The sequence below is a fragment of the Pseudomonas trivialis genome, assembly GCF_036864995.1.
Taxonomy (GTDB): Bacteria; Pseudomonadota; Gammaproteobacteria; order Pseudomonadales; family Pseudomonadaceae; genus Aquipseudomonas; species Aquipseudomonas trivialis.
Map to the genome: position 1 here is coordinate 1,970,421 of NZ_CP142151.1, position 16,591 is coordinate 1,987,011.

Below are 16,591 nucleotides of genomic sequence, written 5' to 3' on the forward strand. Positions count from 1 at the left end.
CTGCCATAACCGTGAGACTGTCATGACTATTTCCCTGTACGCCGCCTCAATCCCGGTCTTCAAGCAAATGCTCAGCGCCCTGAGCGATGTGCTGAACAAAGCCGAAGCCCACGCCACCGCCAAAAATATCGAGCCGAACGCGCTGCTGCAGGCGCGCCTGTTCCCGGACATGTTCGCACTGGTGCGCCAGGTGCAGATCGCCGTCGACTTCGCCAAGGGCGTCTCGGCACGCCTGGCCGAGATCGACGTGCCCAAGTACGAAGACAACGAAGTCACCTTCGCCGACCTGCAAGCGCTGATCGCCAAGGTGCTGGCCTTCATCGATACCCTCAAGCCCGAGCAGATCGACGGCAAGGAAGGCATCGAGATCGTCACCCGTCCAGGCACGCCGAAAGAGAAGCGCTTCACTGGCCAGTCCTACCTGTTGACCTACGGCCTGCCGCAGTTCTTCTTCCATGTCACCACGGCCTATGCACTGCTGCGTCATAACGGTGTGGAAGTGGGCAAGCGCGATTACATGGGCGCGTTCTAAGCCGCCATTTACAAAAAACCGGGGTGGTTCTTCAACGAGCCATCCCGGTTTTTTTTGCATTTTGCGTTGGCGGTCAGGGCAGGGCGGTAAACAACTCGCGTCGTGCGCCTTCGGTAATCGCCACGATGCCGGGGTGCTTGACCTTGCGCTCCACCGAGATGGCGTAGAACGACTCGGTCACTGCATCGGTCTGGCCAATTAAAGCCACGCCGTACTGGCGCACCACCTCGTCGGCAATCACGCTGGGGGCGATGAATATGCCGCTGCCGGATTGGCCGAAGGCCTGCATCAAAGCGCTGTCGTCGAACTCGCCGATGATCTTCGGCTGGATCTGCTGCTCGGCAAACCAGCGCTGCAAACGGCTGCGTATTACCGTCTCCGCGCCCGGAATCAACAATGGCGCGCCCTGCAAGCATTGTGGGAAAGCGCCGGGATGCCGGTCGGCCAAGGCCTGGGTGGCGAAAAAGCTGATGCCGCATTCGCCCAGTTTCTGGCTGTAGCCCTTGATGTCGAGGTGCGTCGGCATCGGGCTGTCGGAGATCACCAGGTCCAGGCGCTGGATCGCCAGGTCTGCCAGTAAGCGTTCGAGCTTGTCTTCGCGGCAGGTGATGCGCAGCGGCTCGCTCAACTCCATGGTGGGCGCGATCAGCCGGTAAACGATGGACTTGGGCACCACATCCGCCACCCCGACCCGGAACAGGATCTGCTGTTCATCCGGTTGCGCGCGCAACATCGCCTCCAGTTCATTGCCGGTCTGGAACATCTGTTCGGCGTAGGGCAGGGCATTGCGTCCGGCCTCGGTGAGTTCCAGCTGGCGTCCTACCCGCTGAAACAATGCGATGCCATAGGTATGTTCGAGCAGGCTGATCTGCCCGCTGATGGTCTGCGGCGTGAGGTTCAGTTGTTCGCAGGCACGCACGATACTGCCTGTCTTGGCCACCACCCAGAAGTAATGCAGTTGTCGATAATTGAGCATGGCGGCCTACACTTCGTGAAAACCGAAGTATACGTGAGAAAAATACGAATTTTACTGAACTGTTCGCTTGCATAGAATGCCTCGCTATCACGGGGCCACTCTCTGGACCCATTGGTTCTAAGGAGGAATGCATCATGAAACTCAATTTCCTGGGCGCGGCGTCCTTGCTTGCGCTTTCATTGGTGATGATCAGCGGGTGTGATCAGGTCGAAAAAAGTGCACAGCAGGTGTTGGGCAAAGCCACCGAATCGGCCAGGCAGGCTATCGATGACACCCACAAGGCCGCCGAACAGGCGTTGAGCGAGGCGACACAAGGCCTGATCAGCCCGCAAAAAAAGGATGATCAGGAAAAAAACGAGTCAGACTCCAATACCCAAGACACCTAACTTCCCGGCACAACCTCAGGACTGACCTATGGACTACCTTTTACAACTGGCCGCCAGCCCCACCGCCTGGATCGCCCTGGCGACCCTGATCGTCATGGAAATCGTGCTGGGCATCGACAACCTGATCTTCATCTCGATCCTCACCAACAAACTGCCGGAGAAACATCGGGCGAAGGCGCGGCGCATCGGTATCAGCATGGCGCTGATCCTGCGTCTGGGCCTGTTGAGCACCATCGCGTTCATCGTGCAACTGACGGCGCCGGTGTTCGAGATCTTCGGCCAGGCGTTTTCGTGGAAAGACATGATCCTGATCGCCGGTGGCCTGTTTCTGGTGTGGAAGGCGACCACCGAGATCCATCACAGCATGGACCCGGAGCCGGAAGAAAAGACCAGCACCGGCAACGCCGTTACCATCGGTTTTGCCGCGGCCATCGGCCAGATCCTGCTGTTGGACCTGGTGTTCTCCATCGACAGCATCATCACCGCTGTGGGTATGACCGAGCACTTGCCGATCATGATCATTGCCGTGGTGACCTCGGTGATCGTGATGCTGGTAGCGGCCGAACCTTTGGCAAAGTTCATCAACGACAACCCGACCGTGGTGATGCTGGCCCTGGGCTTTTTGATCATGATCGGCATGACGCTGATCGCCGAAGGCTTCGGTGCCCACGTGCCCAAAGGCTACGTGTATGCGGCCATGGCCTTCTCGGCGGTGATCGAATGCCTGAACATCGCCCGGCGTAACCGCCACAAGCGTTTGCTCGCTGCTCGTCAGTAAGCGCTGAAACAAACAGGCCGGCTGCGCTCACAAGAGCCAGCCGGCCTTTTGCTGTCTGCTAGAATCGCCCCACTTGATAGCTTGAGGTTTCCCATGAACGAGCCGATTCGCCTTACCCAGTACAGCCACGGCGCGGGATGTGGCTGCAAGATTTCGCCCCAGGTGCTGGAAGTGATCCTTGCCGGCAGCGGCGCGCAGAACCTTGACCCCAACCTGTGGGTGGGCAACGCCTCGCGCGACGATGCGGCGGTTTACGCCATCGACGACGAGCGTGGCGTGGTCTCCACCACGGACTTTTTCATGCCGATTGTCGATGATCCCTTCGACTTCGGCCGCATCGCCGCCACCAATGCCATCAGCGACATCTACGCCATGGGCGGCGACCCGCTGATGGCCATCGCGATCCTTGGCTGGCCGGTCAATGTGCTGGCGCCGGAGGTGGCCCGCGAAGTCATCCGTGGCGGCCGTTCGGTGTGCGACGAAGCCGGCATCCCATTGGCGGGCGGGCATTCGATCGACGCGCCGGAGCCGATCTTCGGCCTGGCCGTTACGGGCCTGGTGCACAAGCGCCACATGAAGCGCAACGACACCGCCACCGCCGGTTGCCGGCTGTACCTGACCAAGCCCCTGGGCATCGGCATCCTCACCACGGCGGAAAAGAAGGGCAAGCTGCGCGAGTCGGATATCGGCCTGGCCCGGGACTGGATGTGCACCCTCAACAAACCGGGCAGCCGCTTCGGCAAGTTGGCCGGGGTGACCGCCATGACCGACGTCACCGGTTTTGGTCTGTTGGGCCATCTGGTGGAAATGGCCGACGGCAGTGGTCTTACGGCGCGCATCGAATACGAAAAGGTCCCACGCCTGCCAGGGGTGGAATACTACCTCGACCAGGGCTGCGTGCCCGGCGGTACCTTGCGCAATTTTGACAGCTACGCCAAAAAGCTGGGGCGCGTGCAGGAGCTGCACAAGCGCGTATTGTGCGACCCGCAAACCAGCGGTGGCCTGCTGATCGCCGTCACGCCTGAAGGCGACGCCGAGTTTCACGCCGTGGCGGCGGAGCTGGGCCTGAACCTTGCGCCAATCGGCGAATTGCTCGAGCGACAGATCAACGCGGTCGAGGTGATTTGATGGCGGCCGACATCACCGATTACCGCGACATTTTCCTGAGCGACCGGCCGATGATGGATACCCGCGCGCCGGTTGAATTCGCCAAGGGCGCGTTCCCGGGGGTGATCAATCTGCCACTGATGACCGACCACGAGCGCCAGCGGGTCGGCACCTGCTACAAGCAGCAGGGCCAGCAAGCCGCAATCGTCCTGGGCCACGACTTGGTGTCCGGGGCGATCAAGGCTCAGCGTATCGAGCAATGGGCGCACTTCGCCCAGGTCAACCCCCATGGCTACCTGTACTGCTTTCGCGGCGGGCTGCGCTCGCAGATCGTGCAGCAATGGCTGAAGACCGAAGCCGGCATCGAATACCCGCGCGTCGGCGGTGGCTACAAGGCAATGCGTACGTTCCTGGTGGACACCATCGAGCAAGCGACTGCGCAGTGTGATTTCGTGCTGCTCGGCGGCATGACCGGCACCGGCAAGACCGAAGTACTTGGCCAGTTGCACAACGCCCTTGACCTGGAAGGCCACGCCAACCATCGCGGCTCCAGCTTCGGCAAGCGCGCCACGGCGCAACCATCCAACATCGACTTCGAGAACCGCCTGGCGGTGGACCTGCTGAAAAAACGCGCTGCCGGCATCGAGCAGTTCGTGGTCGAGGACGAGAGCCGCATGATCGGCAGTTGCGCGCTGCCGCTGCCGTTGCACAAAGGCATGCAGCGCTTTGCGATGGTGTGGCTGGAAGACAGCGTGGAAGGGCGCGTGGAGCGGATCCTGCGCGACTATGTGGTGAACCTGCGTGCCGAGTTCATTGCGGTGTTTGGCGAGCAGGGCCAGGTACTGTTTGCCGAACGCCTGACCCAGAGCCTGGCCAATATCCACAAGCGCCTGGGCGGCGAACGCTTCCAGCGGTTGCAGGCGATTTTGCAGGACGCTCTGGCGGAGCAGGCGCGCAGTGGCGAGGTGCATTTGCACCGAGTGTGGATTGAGGGGTTGTTGCGCGAATACTACGACCCGATGTACGCCTTCCAGCGCGAGAGCAAAGGTGCACGGATCGAGTTTGCGGGGGAGCAGGGGGCTGTGGTGGAGTATTTGCGCGAGAGGTTGGCCAGACTGAGCTGAGAGGCAATCCAGCTCCCACCTATGAATGTATACACCGTTCAAAATGTGGGAGGCTCCGCCAAGTCTTCGACTTAGCGCTGTCGTGCAGCAAACTGGGGCCTCTGTGGCGAGCGGGCTTGCCCCGCGTTGGTGCGCGAAGCGCCCCCAATCAAAGAAAACGCGGTGTACCTGACACTACGCGGAACATGGTTTGGGGGCTGCTGCGCAGCCCAACGCGGGGCAAGCCCGCTCGCCACAGGAATGTGGCTGCCTGAAACTTCAGGTTTTAAAATCAATAAGTTATTTTGTGTTTAATAAGCGCTGGCTTGCCTGCGATGAGGCCCTCAGCCTCACCCAAACTCTAGAGAATCACTGCCCCGATCAAGCCACAGACCACCCCGATCAGCATGGTCAATCCGGCCACCGTCACCAGCACCCGCGCATCGAAATCCTTGCGCAGCATCAACAGCGACGGCAGGCTCACGCTGGGCAGGGTCATCAGCAGCGCCACCGCCGGGCCGGTGCCCATGCCAAGGGCCATCATGGTTTGTACGATAGGAATCTCCGCCGCCGTAGGAATCACGAACAGCGTGCCGACAATCGCCAGCGGCACCAGCCACACCAGGCTGTTGGCCATTTCGCCGTCCACGTGGGGGAACAGCCACACCCGTGCCGCGCCCAGGACCAGCACCGCCAGGATGTACACCGGGATGGTGCTCCAGAACAGCTGCCACAGGGTACGCAGCCAGCGGCCGAAAAACGGTTGCGCGTCCACGGTGCTCACATCGGCCACAGCTTCCAGCGCGGCCTCCGGCACCTGCTCGGGGCGTGCGATACGCTGGGCTACGAGGGACACGCCCACCACCAGCACAATCCCCGCCACCAGCCGCAACGTGGTAAAGCCCCAGCCCAGCACGAAGCCCATGAACACCAGAGTGGCCGGGTTCAACACCGGGTTGGCGATCCAGAACGCCAGTGCCGCGCCCACCGATACCTGCTGACGGCGCATGCCCGCCGCCACAGGCGCGGCGCAGCAACTGCACATCATCCCCGGCAGGGCGAACAACCCACCGCGCAGGGTCGAGCCAAGCCCGGCACGGCCGAACAGGCGCAGCAGCCAGTCACGTGGGATCAGCACTTGCAGCAATGAGCCAAGAATCACCGCCAGTACGGCGGCTTTCCAGATCGCGAGGAAATACACTTGGGCGTAGGCCAGCGCGGCCGCCAGGGGCGAGCTTTGCTGGTCATTGAGAATCGAGGCGCCGATGCTGTGGTTGTCGGCCGCGACAAACGCCTTGAAGTAGTAGGGCGACCACTTCACATAGTAGAGGCCGACGCAGGCCACCAATAGGAACAGCGCCGGCTTCCACCAGAAAGACCAGCCCCGGTTGGGCTGGGTGGAGATGAGGTTGGACATGCTGATAATCCGCAGAGGAGTCGATAGCGCAGCATCATACGCCCCTGCCGCTCAACCTTCAGATATCTGCACTCACCTGTGTCGCTTCCGGGCAGCTTTGCTCGCCGTTGTTCAGGCCCTGCTTATAGTTGCGACTCAACAACGACGCCTTGCCGTTGTGCCAGGTCAGCGTGAGCACGTAGAGGGTATCGTAATCGCTGCCGGACCAGTCTTCGGTGATGGTGTGCTTCTCGCCCACCGCTTCGCTGGCCACCTTGTTGATCAGTTCCGGCAGATAGCCGTGAGACCAGGCGGTATAGATGGTCGCGTTGTGGTACTTGTCTTCCACCAACTCGTCGGCCAGGGCGCTGGTGTCGTTGGCCGAAAACTTGATGTTGACCGGCAGGCCGAGCTTGATCGCGCTGGGGCTGATGGTCATCAGCGGGCGAATGTAGCTGTAGGAATTATCCTTCTCGCCTTCCTCGATATTGCGCGTTGGGTTGGCCGCAAACACGTAATTGGCCTTGCCGAATTTTTCCGGCAGCACCGTGGCCAGGTTCATCGCACGGTTAAGGCCCTGACAATTGAGCTGACCGAGGCCGCCGGCCGGTTTTTCGCCGTGGCGCAAAAATACCAGGGTTTGTACGCCGTCCACCGGCTGCGCACGGCTTTCACGCGCGTCGAGGGCGGCAACCATGGCGCCGCTGACCAGCAGCATCGGTAACATAATGTATGAATAGCGCTTGAAACGTTGCACTAGGCGCGGAGGCTTGATCTTCATGATAGGTTCGAGTCTTCGTGCGTCAGGTTAAGGCCGACAGGCCCGGCCACAGTGGCGCTTGGCGCGTGCTGCGGTGTTCCTTGTCGATATTCACCCATGAGGGCGCACTTAAGAGTGCATCGGGGCACTTTGGTTCGCGCTCGCGGCAGATTAGCGCACCATTGTTGCGCAATGATGACCCATGCACGAAGGCGGGCAGATGACTATGATGGTGGGTTTCCGCCCAGGGGTTTCCCGATGAATCCACTCGCTGCCTTCCCGATCAACGCCAAATGGCCCGCCCAGCACCCCGAACGCCTGCAGCTGTATTCGTTGCCCACGCCCAACGGCGTCAAAGTCTCGATCATGCTGGAGGAACTGGGGCTGCCCTATGAGGCGCACAAGGTCAGTTTCGACACTCAGGACCAGCTCTCCCCCGAGTTCCTGTCGCTCAATCCCAACAACAAGATTCCCGCCATCATCGACCCCAATGGCCCCAGCGGCCAGCCGCTGGCATTGTTCGAGTCGGGCGCGATCCTCATCTACCTCGCGGAAAAAACCAGCCAGTTGCTCTCCGAAGACCCGGCCACCCGTTACGAAACCCTGCAATGGCTGATGTTCCAGATGGGCGGCATCGGCCCGATGTTCGGCCAGCTCGGATTCTTCAACAAGTTCGCCGGCAAGGCTTACGAAGACAAACGCCCCCGCGACCGCTACGCCGCCGAATCACGGCGCCTGCTCGAGGTGCTGGAAAAACGCCTGCTGGGCCGTACCTGGATCATGGGCGACGACTACAGCATCGCCGACATCGCAACCTTCCCCTGGATTCGCAACCTCATCGGCTTCTATGAATCCGGCGACGTGGTGGGCATCGCCGACTTCCCCAATGTACTGCGCGCGCTGGATGGCTTCGTCGCCCGGCCAGCGGTGATCCGTGGCCTGAGCATGCCGAGCTGACCCATGCCGACTTTCGATTTCAAGCAACTGGATGTGTTCAGCAGCGTACCGCTCAAGGGCAACCCACTGGCGGTGGTGCTGGGCGCTGACAGCCTGACCGACCAGCAGATGGCCGATTTCGCCAAGTGGACCAACCTCAGCGAAACCACGTTTTTGCTGACGCCACGCGATCCACGGGCTGACTACCGGGTTCGCATCTTCACCACCCTGCGGGAACTGCCGTTCGCCGGGCACCCGACCCTGGGCAGCTGTCACGCGTGGCTGCAGGCCGGCGGTGTGCCGAAGGGCGAAGAGATCATTCAGGAATGTGAAATCGGCCTGGTGCGTATCCGGCGCCAGGGCGAAGCGCTGGCGTTTATTGCGCCGCCGTTGTTGCGGTCCGGTGAGGTGGAGGCCTCATTGCTGGAGCGCGTTCGCCTGGGGCTGGGCCTGGCACCCGGTGCCATCCTGCGCAGCCAGTGGGTCGACAATGGCGCCGGTTGGCTGGCCGTGATGCTGGCCGACCGACAGAGCGTGCTGGACCTGCAGCCCGATTACGCGCAATTGCTTGGCCTGGCGGTCGGCGTGATTGCGCCGAACGACGTGGGCGACACTCAGTTTGAGGTCCGCGCCTTTGTCGCGGGGGACGGCGCTCCGGAAGATCCGGCCACCGGCAGCCTGAATGCGGGTGTCGCACAATGGTTGCTCAGTGAGGGCCTGGCGCCTGAACGCTACGTGGTCAGCCAGGGCACGGCGATGGGCAGGGCAGGGCGTATCCATATCGAACGCCAGGGCGATGAGATCTGGATCGGTGGCGCCGTTGCGGTCTGTATCGACGGGCGTCTGCAGCTCTAGCGCAAGGCAATTGTTACAGGCCATGCAACAGACTATTGGGCCTTCGGCGTTTGTTCCATGCAATCAAGGGGCATAAGCTTTTGCCCCACTGTTTCTGCCGTTTTTCAGGAGTTCCATGACCAGCCAGTTCCCCGAGTCCCGTCCCCGCCGCCTGCGCCGCTCACCGCAGTTGCGCGGCCTGTTCCAGGAAACCGAATTCACCCTCAACGACCTGGTGCTGCCGATCTTCGTCGAGGAGGAGATCGACGACTTCGTGCCGATCACCAGCATGCCGGGCGTGCAGCGCATCCCTGAGAAAAAGCTTGCCGGTGAAATCGAGCGCTACGCCCGCGCCGGCATCAAGTCGGTGATGACCTTTGGCGTGTCCCACCACCTGGACGCCAACGGCAGCGACACCTGGCAGGAACGTGGCCTGGTCTCGCGCATGTCGTCGATCATCAAGGACGCCGTGCCGGAAATGATCGTGATGTCCGACACCTGTTTTTGCGAATACACCGACCACGGTCACTGCGGCGTGATGCACGGCGCCCATGTCGACAATGATGCGACCCTGGTCAACCTCGGCAAACAAGCCGTGGCCGCCGCCCGCGCCGGTGCCGATGTGATCGCCCCGTCAGCCGCGATGGACGGTCAGGTCCAGGCCATCCGCCGCGCCCTGGATGACGCCGGCTTCACCCACATCCCGATCATGGCCTACTCCACCAAATTCGCCTCGGCCCTCTACGGCCCCTTCCGCGAAGCCGGCGGCAGCGCCCTCAAGGGCGACCGTAAAAGCTACCAGATGAACCCAATGAACCGCCGCGAAGCCGTCCGCGAATCGCTGCTGGATGAACAGGAAGGCGCGGACGCATTGATGGTCAAGCCAGCAGGCGCCTACCTCGACATCATCCGCGACATCCGCGAAGCCTCGCGTCTGCCGGTGGCGGCGTATCAGGTAAGTGGTGAGTACGCGATGATCAAGTTCGGTGCCCAAGCGGGTGCGATTGACGAGGATCGCGTGGTGCGGGAGACGTTGGGTTCGATTAAGAGAGCGGGTGCGGATTTGATTTTTACGTATTTTGCGATGGAGTTGGCGTTGGCTGGGATTTGATTTTGGTTTGTAGGTCTGTGGCGAGGTGAGTTGCTCGCCACAGGTGCAGTGCTCTTTGATATTTCGAGATCATGCTCAGTTAAATTTTTCATAATCTTGTGCTCCCAATGATGCCAGCCATTTTTTAAAGAAGTCGATCTGTTCTTTTGGGTCGTTTGTTAGGTTTTCCTCCTCGTAATCAAAAATGCGGACGATATCTTCATTGGTCGCTTGTTTGCCTAAGTTCATTTCGTAAGCAACTAGTCCTGCGCTCATTTGAGAGGCCATTCTTGAAGGTTTTACATTTATCTTTGCGCCTTTGCATAGAAAGGTAATATGGGGAAATTCCGCTCGAATTTTAGCCAGGCAAACATACATGTCATTTCCTTCATAAGTTTTCTGAAAGTTTTCAGCCTCCGAAAACGTCATCGTAAGTTTTCCAGAGTCATATTTTACTGTCACCTCTGCTTTTTGGTTGTTGACGATCACCTGTATTTTTTGTGTTTTCATGTTATTTCCTATTTGGGTTTGGAATTGAGTAGCCTATATAGCTTCCATCAGCCTTTACCGGTGTAGCCCCCAGAATGTCCTCTGAGTTTATTACATGATGGATGGCAAATTCTTTTTCTTTTGGATAAGGTGTTTGCTTTCCTAGCTCTAAGTTTATATCGTGACCCTCAATGCTTTTGAGCGTGTATAGATAACCTTTGTTAGTGCCGTAACTTGTGGCGAACATGATTCCTACCGTCCGCGAAGGTGAAGTGCTTATGAAGTTACTCGCAGGGTCATCACTATCTACCGCGTGCAAGTATAGGTCCTCACTGTCTCCTTTGCTCTTAAACCCATTTTTGAATACCTCGTCAGGTGATGCTTTATCTCCACGGAAAAGATAGTCTTCACTTTCCTGCGGAGTGGGCGGTGCGGGTTCTATTTTCTTTATAGATGCTTGTTCAGCGGGATCATTAATGCTTAGTGAAGGTTTGCAGCCGTTGTTTTCAGGGCACGTGTTCAAGCCTAGCGGATCCACCCAACCCGTAGGATTGGGCACATACCGGTACGCATTGATCCCACCCGCCAGCTTTACCGGGTCCGGCGTCAGATAGCGCCCAACATCCGGATTGTAGTAGCGATGGCGGTTGTAGTGCAGGCCGCTTTCCTGATCGAAGTATTGACCTTGAAAGCGCAGCGGGTTGTCGACTTTTCCGACGTCGAGGCGGCTGATGTGGCCGTAGGCGCGGTAGTGGGCGGACCAGACGATTTCGCCGTCTGGTGCGGTGAGTTCCTGTGGGGTGCCGAGATGGTCGAGTTGGTAGTGGTAGGGTTTGGTGGCGTTGGGGCCGAAACCTTCCAGCAGGGCCAATGGCCGGAAGCTGTCGGGTTCGTAGAGGTAGCTGCGGTGGCGGTCGGCGTGGTGTTCGGCGATCAGTTTGTCGCCTTGCCAGAAAAACTCCGTCGTTATTCCGGCAACGGTTTTGCTAATGCGGCGGCCAAAGGGGTCGTAGCGGTAGTGGGCGGTTTGGCCGCTGGGTTGGGTGATGCTGGTTAAACGATGCTGGCAGTCGTAGCGGTATTCGGTGACCAGTGCGTGAGCTTTGCCACGGCGTTCGCGGATCAGGTTGCCGAAGGCGTCGTGGTCGTAATGCCGGTCGCCCTGGATCAGCAGGCGATTGCCGGCGACGATGTCCGGGCCGGGGCGGTCGTGCATCAGCAGGTTGCCGGCCGGGTTGTGGCCGAAGCGTTCCTGTAAGTCCTGCGAGTGGTCGGCGCGGGTCAGGCGGTGGAGCGGGTCGTAGGCGTAGTGGTGTTCGCCTTTGCGGGTGTCGAGAACGCGGGCGAGGTTGCCGGATTTGTCGTAGTCGTATTGGCGGCGGTAGTAGCGATTTTCCTGTTGCGTGATGGCGTGGGCGTGCAGGCGGTGTTGGTCGTCGTAGTGGTAATGGCTGAGCAGTTGGCCTTGCTGTCGTTGCTGCTCCTTGCCCGCTTTGAATAGATGCGAGGTAAGCACTTCACCGTTGAGTTCGACGCTGCCGAGGTGGCCGCCTTTATCGTGGTTAAACGTGACGCGGTTGTTGTCCGGCAGACGCAGGCGCTGCAGTTGTCCGCAGGCGTCATAGCCATAACGCAAGGTGCCCCAGCCTTGATGCTCGGCGGTCAGGCGGTTTTGTCGATCGTACTCGTAGGCCAGCGCCCAGTGACCGTCTTCGACGCTGAGGAGATTGCCCTGGCGGTCGTAGGTGTAATCCACCTGATTGCCGTCCGGCAGGGTTTTTCTGACAAGGCGCCCGGCAGAATCTCGCTCATAACGGGTGATGAGCTGACTGCCATCGTCGCCATGTTCGGTCTTTTCCTGCAGATTGCCGTTGAGGTCATAAACGTAGGCGGTACGCTGGCCGTCAAAGCCGATTTCCTGCTGGATCAGGCCGTTGGGATGGTAGGCAAGCCGGTAGGTCTCGCCGACCTCGTTTTCAATCTCAGTCAGCAATAACCGCGCATTGTCATAGCGATACTGGACCTGAGTGCCGTCGGCATTGAGTCGCCGACTGATCAGGTGCAGCCCATCGGCATACTCGTAGCGGGTGACGTGCCCCCGTTCATCGCGTTCGGCGGTGATTTTTCCGTAGGCGTTGTAGCTGTATTCCCTGCATGCACCGCCCGGCAATACCAGACGAATCAGCCGGCCCACACTGTCCCACTGATACTGGGTCAGCGCGCCATGCTCATCCTCGCGCGCCACCTGTCGCCCGAGGTCGTCATAGCGATAGCGCCTGATCCCGCCATTGGGCAACTGCTCCTCAAGCAGTTGCCCGCGCTCATTCCATACCAGCCGCTGACAACTGTGATCGGGATACCACACCCCAATCAGTTGCCCGTGTTTGTTGTAGCTGTAGTCCGTGACATGGCCGTCAGGATCGGTCCTGCGCGTTACGTCGCCTTGTTCATTACGCTCGTATTTCCAAACCGCCTCACCACGCCTTACAACCCGTACGAACCCGTTGTCATGCTCGTAGGACGTCGGCTCATCGTCCCCCGGAAACAGCGCCACCAAGCGTCCAGCATCGTCGTACTGATACGCCGTCACCGCGCCGAGCGGGTCCTGCTCAACCGTCAGCCGGCCTTTTTCATCGTAGGATTTGAAGTGTTGAGCGCCATCCGGATCAACCCGCTGCACCAGCCGCGCCCGCGGGTCATGCACATACACTTCCTGGCTACCATCGGCGTTATGCACGGTGACGCGCCCGTCATCACCCCACACATAACGCGTGTCCATCTGCGTAAAGCTGGCCCAATGCCGTACACAGCGCGCCGCCTTGCCGGAACGTTCCCACGCCCAGAAGAAACTCGCCCCACCGGCCAGCCCACGCTCGAGAATCACGTGCTGCTCGTCGTACCGATAAACCTCGCACTCACCTACAGCATTGGTCGCCGACACCAGTCGGTCTGCGTCGTCGTAGGTGTAGGACACAACCGTCTGTTCAGTGACCCACTCGTAAGGCTCACGGCCCTTGGCGCGATGCACCTGATAGTCCACCGCGCCAATCCGGCCCTGCGCATAGCGCAACCACAGCGAGCGCCCGGCGCCGGTGTCCAGCCGTTCGATACGCCCCAGCACATCGCGGGAAATGCGCAGCCGGTTGTCATACGCATCACTGATCGACACCAGCACGCCATCGCGAAAGTGATAAAACCGCGACGACTGGGCCAGCACCAGTTCATCCGGCAAATCGCCCAGAAAGATCGCTGCTTCCGCCAGGCTGTTGGTGATCGCCGGGCGTGAAGCGGTCGGCAAGGGCAGGGGGGTCGAGCGATTCTCATGGTCGGTCCACAGCACCGAATCGCCCGACACCACCAGCCGTTGCGCCAGGGCATGGCTCCAGCCAAACCCCAGCCCAACATCGATTTCCACCGCACTGGTGCGATACACCCGCGTCCACTCAAACGGCAGAATCCCGTCGAGGGTGCCGTCGGTGAGGGTGAGCAATTCCTCGCCGGTGACCATCGACACCGGGCAGCCGTTGGTCACGGTCTTGTCCGAAGAGGCAGCCGCATCCCCCGCCGGGTTCTTCGCCGACACCGGCACATCATCCACGGGCGATTCGTGCACGAGCGCTGTGCGCTGCTGCTGGCTGCGCACTGCCGGCACCGCGTTCGGCACCAGCTCCTCGCCCACCTTCAGCGGCGCCACCGTCTTGATCGGCGTGGCCGCACTGGCTAACAACACCGGCTTCAGCGCATCGGTATGCTCGTCCAGGTTCGCCTTGCCAAAGTGACTGGCTATCTGCTGCAACCACTGGCGTGTACGGTGAGACTTGATGTGGCCGAGCACTTTCGTACTGATGCGCACCGCCATGCCCATCCCGGCCGTCGCCATCCCCAGCAACAAATTGATCAGTACTTCGGCGCCGAGCTCTCCCAGCATTTCGTTCATGTAGGGCGGCGGCAGCAGGCGCATCCAGCTGACCAGCGCCGCCAGGTACACGAACAACAAGGGTTCATCGCTGAGCACCAGCAGCCCCTTGGCGAGGGTCTCGGCACTCAACGCCAGTAACTGGTCAAGTTCTGCCTGTGAGAGGTAATGCAGCAGCTTTTCAGCATTTGCCAGCGGGGCTGAAAGCCACTCCAGCAGCTGCTTGATGCTGTCCCACAATGAATACAGCGCTTCGCTGAAGCCTTGGGCGTAGGCTCGATGCAACGAGAGGTAGCGCTTGAGAAAATTCGCCTCGGAATAGCCCTTCCACAAGGGTTCGAATGTGTCGTGCCATTCATTGCGCAGCCAATTTTCGAGGGGGGCGATCACCGATTGATAGGAGGCGTACAGCGCTTTGAAATGGTCCTGGGAAACATTGGGATAAAAGCTGATGCGGTAACGCTGGCTGCGATCACATTCCTTGACTTCAAGAATGCCGCCGGGCCCGATGGTGTGATGGATGGGCTCGCCCAGCGGCCCACCGTTCGGGTCAATCCGCTGCAGCACCACCGGCGTATTGCCAATGGGCACAAAGCGTGAACTCTCGAACATATGCACCAGCGTCAGCGTGCCGTCAGCAGGGCAGGCGGCGACGGTGCTGCTGGGGAAGAGTGAACGGGTGATCGGCGCGATCACCACCTCGTCGCCGACCTTGAACACCTGCTCGATATCGAGCGCGGAAAAGCTGAAATAGCTTTGCGCCCATAGATCGTAGGAATTGAGGCAACGCCGGAAATCGCCGAGAACGGATTCGACGTCCCGCGTCTTCGAGTCCATGGCGGCCAGCACCAGAAAGCCAATGGCCTGACTGGTAGGGTTGATCATGAGACAGCCCCGGCAACCAGGGCCTTAACGAACAAATCCATCTGCAATCCCTCGCACTGTGTGATCAGGCGACGGACTTTGCCGAGGTCGGGGTAGGAGGGGAGTAGAGGTTATCCGAGGCTCATGTGGGAGATTTCAGCGGAATGTGTCCCCTTTCAAATGGCGCAGGGTAGAGTGGCGAACCCGCGCTAGACTTGCCTGTCGATATCCGCACTGCCTGGTCCATCGTTATCCAAGGAAGCTCCATGTACTCAACACGCTTGATCCTCAGCCTCACGACTTTGCTGGTGCTGGCCGGCTGCTCAACGTCACGCGGCCCGCAGCAGCCGGAGCGCAGCGAGGCCGAGGTGAAGGCGCAGATCGTGCGCCTGCTGCCCGCTAAAGTCGCCGACCGCAACGGTTGGGCCCAGGACATTTACACCGCGTTCGACACCCAGCACATCTACCCCAGCACCGAAAATATCTGCGCCGTGCTGGCGGTGACTGAGCAGGAATCCACCTATCAAGTCGACCCGGCCGTGCCGAATATGGGCAAGATCGCCCAGGATGAAATCCTGCGCCGTGCCGGCAAGGTGCATGTGCCGGCATTTGTGGTCCGCAGCGCCTTGCAGGTGCGTTCGCCCGGCGGCAAGACCTACGCCGAGCGCCTGAATGCCGCGCGCACCGAGAAGGACCTCAGCGGTATCTTCGACGATTTCATCAGCATGGTGCCCCTGGGCAATACGCTGTTCGGCGGCTTCAACCCGGTGCACACCGCAGGTCCGATGCAGGTCAGCATCGAGTTTGCGCAGAAGCAGGCGCGCGATTATCCCTACACGGTGGACGGTACGATTCGCCGCGAAGTGTTCACCCGCCGTGGCGGCATGTACTTCGGCATTGCTCACTTGCTGGGCTACCCGGTCACTTATGACCAGCCGCTTTATCGCTTTGCCGACTTCAATGCGGGGTGGTACGCAAGCCGCAATGCTGCGTTCCAGGCGGCGGTCAGCCGCGTTTCCGGCAGTGAGTTGGCGTTGGATGGGGACTTGATTCGCTACGGCTCGGTGCTGCCGGGCACCACCGAGCTGGCGGTGCGCTCGCTGGGCGCGAAACTGGACATGCGCAACCCCAGCATTCGCAGCCAGCTGGAACAGGGCGAGCAATTGGATTTCGAGGACACGACCCTCTACAAACGCGTGTTTGCCCTGGCCGACAAAGCTGCCGGCAAGCCGCTGCCGCGTGCCGTGTTGCCGGGCATTGTGCTCAAGAGTCCGAAGATCACCCGAAACCTCACCACGGCGTGGTTTGCCAAACGGGTGGATGAGCGTTATCAGCGCTGCATGAAGCGCTGAGCCTTTCCAACCGTGATGAAGAGCACCATGTGGGAGGGGCTTGCTCCCGATGGCGGTGATGCAGTCAAAGAT

Annotated in this window: 14 protein-coding genes; 9 read left to right on the forward strand and 5 right to left on the reverse strand. The window is 60.2% G+C overall.

Annotated elements, in window-relative coordinates:
- Window positions 1–22: 22 nt before the first annotated feature.
- Window positions 23–532 (forward strand): DUF1993 domain-containing protein, encoded by a 510-nt coding sequence (locus VRB54_RS08885; RefSeq protein ID WP_057009041.1) that lies wholly within the window; start codon window positions 23–25, stop codon window positions 530–532.
- A 73-nt stretch (window positions 533–605) separates the two neighbouring features.
- On the opposite strand, the gene nhaR is transcribed toward VRB54_RS08885, so the two are convergent.
- Entirely contained in the window at window positions 606–1,508 is a 903-nt protein-coding gene (gene nhaR, locus VRB54_RS08890; protein WP_338480422.1) for a transcriptional activator NhaR, read from the reverse strand.
- A 134-nt stretch (window positions 1,509–1,642) separates the two neighbouring features.
- Here nhaR and VRB54_RS08895 point away from each other — a divergent pair, with 134 nt between their 5' ends.
- From VRB54_RS08895 to mnmH, 4 genes are all read left to right on the forward strand, one after another.
- Window positions 1,643–1,894 (forward strand): hypothetical protein, encoded by a 252-nt coding sequence (locus tag VRB54_RS08895; protein WP_338480423.1) that lies wholly within the window; start codon window positions 1,643–1,645, stop codon window positions 1,892–1,894.
- 28 nt (window positions 1,895–1,922) lie between these two features.
- Window positions 1,923–2,672 (forward strand): TerC family protein, encoded by a 750-nt coding sequence (locus tag VRB54_RS08900; protein WP_057009045.1) that lies wholly within the window; start codon window positions 1,923–1,925, stop codon window positions 2,670–2,672.
- A 93-nt stretch (window positions 2,673–2,765) separates the two neighbouring features.
- Window positions 2,766–3,800 (forward strand): selenide, water dikinase SelD, encoded by a 1,035-nt coding sequence (selD, locus tag VRB54_RS08905; RefSeq protein WP_338480424.1) that lies wholly within the window; start codon window positions 2,766–2,768, stop codon window positions 3,798–3,800.
- Window positions 3,800–4,903: a tRNA 2-selenouridine(34) synthase MnmH gene (mnmH, locus tag VRB54_RS08910; protein WP_338480425.1), complete on the forward strand. Its 1,104-nt coding sequence runs from the start codon at window positions 3,800–3,802 to the stop codon at window positions 4,901–4,903. Before selD ends, mnmH begins: the two co-directional genes overlap by 1 nt.
- 340 nt (window positions 4,904–5,243) lie before the next feature.
- Here mnmH and VRB54_RS08915 read toward each other — a convergent pair whose 3' ends face one another.
- Window positions 5,244–6,299, reverse strand: a complete 1,056-nt coding sequence (locus tag VRB54_RS08915) for a permease (RefSeq protein ID WP_338480426.1) — start codon at window positions 6,297–6,299, stop codon at window positions 5,244–5,246.
- A gap of 58 nt (window positions 6,300–6,357) precedes the next feature.
- Window positions 6,358–7,059, reverse strand: coding sequence for a histidine phosphatase family protein (locus tag VRB54_RS08920; RefSeq protein WP_338480427.1), 702 nt, complete (start codon window positions 7,057–7,059; stop codon window positions 6,358–6,360).
- Between the two features lie 237 nt (window positions 7,060–7,296).
- Here VRB54_RS08920 and VRB54_RS08925 point away from each other — a divergent pair, with 237 nt between their 5' ends.
- The 3 genes from VRB54_RS08925 to hemB all read left to right on the forward strand — a co-directional run bounded on the left by VRB54_RS08925 (window position 7,297) and on the right by hemB (window position 9,919).
- Entirely contained in the window at window positions 7,297–7,995 is a 699-nt protein-coding gene (locus VRB54_RS08925) for a glutathione S-transferase N-terminal domain-containing protein (protein WP_338480428.1), read from the forward strand.
- Window positions 7,996–7,998: 3 nt separating this feature from the next.
- Window positions 7,999–8,829, forward strand: a complete 831-nt coding sequence (locus tag VRB54_RS08930) for a PhzF family phenazine biosynthesis protein (RefSeq protein WP_338480429.1) — start codon at window positions 7,999–8,001, stop codon at window positions 8,827–8,829.
- Between the two features lie 115 nt (window positions 8,830–8,944).
- Entirely contained in the window at window positions 8,945–9,919 is a 975-nt protein-coding gene (gene hemB, locus VRB54_RS08935) for a porphobilinogen synthase (protein WP_338480430.1), read from the forward strand.
- 75 nt (window positions 9,920–9,994) lie between these two features.
- Here hemB and VRB54_RS08940 read toward each other — a convergent pair whose 3' ends face one another.
- Both VRB54_RS08940 and VRB54_RS08945 read right to left on the reverse strand, forming a co-directional pair.
- Window positions 9,995–10,408 carry a hypothetical protein gene (locus tag VRB54_RS08940; protein WP_338480431.1) on the reverse strand — a complete coding sequence of 138 codons (414 nt, stop codon included), beginning with the start codon at window positions 10,406–10,408 and terminating at the stop codon, window positions 9,995–9,997.
- A 1-nt stretch (window position 10,409) separates the two neighbouring features.
- A complete protein-coding gene (locus VRB54_RS08945; RefSeq protein WP_338480432.1) occupies window positions 10,410–15,188 on the reverse strand; it encodes an RHS repeat-associated core domain-containing protein in 4,779 nt (1,592 codons plus the stop codon).
- A 245-nt stretch (window positions 15,189–15,433) separates the two neighbouring features.
- Here VRB54_RS08945 and VRB54_RS08950 point away from each other — a divergent pair, with 245 nt between their 5' ends.
- Entirely contained in the window at window positions 15,434–16,519 is a 1,086-nt protein-coding gene (locus VRB54_RS08950) for a DUF1615 domain-containing protein (RefSeq protein ID WP_338480433.1), read from the forward strand.
- Window positions 16,520–16,591 lie beyond the last annotated feature (72 nt).

Bases quoted from the DNA above. Each gene is read 5' to 3' on its own strand.
- VRB54_RS08885 (WP_057009041.1), top strand. From the start codon at position 23: ATGACTATTTCCCTGTACGCCGCCTCAATCCCGGTCTTCAAGCAAATG.
- nhaR (WP_338480422.1), bottom strand. From the start codon at position 1,508: ATGCTCAATTATCGACAACTGCATTACTTCTGGGTGGTGGCCAAGACA.
- VRB54_RS08895 (WP_338480423.1), top strand. From the start codon at position 1,643: ATGAAACTCAATTTCCTGGGCGCGGCGTCCTTGCTTGCGCTTTCATTG.
- VRB54_RS08900 (WP_057009045.1), top strand. From the start codon at position 1,923: ATGGACTACCTTTTACAACTGGCCGCCAGCCCCACCGCCTGGATCGCC.
- selD (WP_338480424.1), top strand. From the start codon at position 2,766: ATGAACGAGCCGATTCGCCTTACCCAGTACAGCCACGGCGCGGGATGT.
- mnmH (WP_338480425.1), top strand. From the start codon at position 3,800: ATGGCGGCCGACATCACCGATTACCGCGACATTTTCCTGAGCGACCGG.
- VRB54_RS08915 (WP_338480426.1), bottom strand. From the start codon at position 6,299: ATGTCCAACCTCATCTCCACCCAGCCCAACCGGGGCTGGTCTTTCTGG.
- VRB54_RS08920 (WP_338480427.1), bottom strand. From the start codon at position 7,059: ATGAAGATCAAGCCTCCGCGCCTAGTGCAACGTTTCAAGCGCTATTCA.
- VRB54_RS08925 (WP_338480428.1), top strand. From the start codon at position 7,297: ATGAATCCACTCGCTGCCTTCCCGATCAACGCCAAATGGCCCGCCCAG.
- VRB54_RS08930 (WP_338480429.1), top strand. From the start codon at position 7,999: ATGCCGACTTTCGATTTCAAGCAACTGGATGTGTTCAGCAGCGTACCG.
- hemB (WP_338480430.1), top strand. From the start codon at position 8,945: ATGACCAGCCAGTTCCCCGAGTCCCGTCCCCGCCGCCTGCGCCGCTCA.
- VRB54_RS08940 (WP_338480431.1), bottom strand. From the start codon at position 10,408: ATGAAAACACAAAAAATACAGGTGATCGTCAACAACCAAAAAGCAGAG.
- VRB54_RS08945 (WP_338480432.1), bottom strand. From the start codon at position 15,188: ATGATCAACCCTACCAGTCAGGCCATTGGCTTTCTGGTGCTGGCCGCC.
- VRB54_RS08950 (WP_338480433.1), top strand. From the start codon at position 15,434: ATGTACTCAACACGCTTGATCCTCAGCCTCACGACTTTGCTGGTGCTG.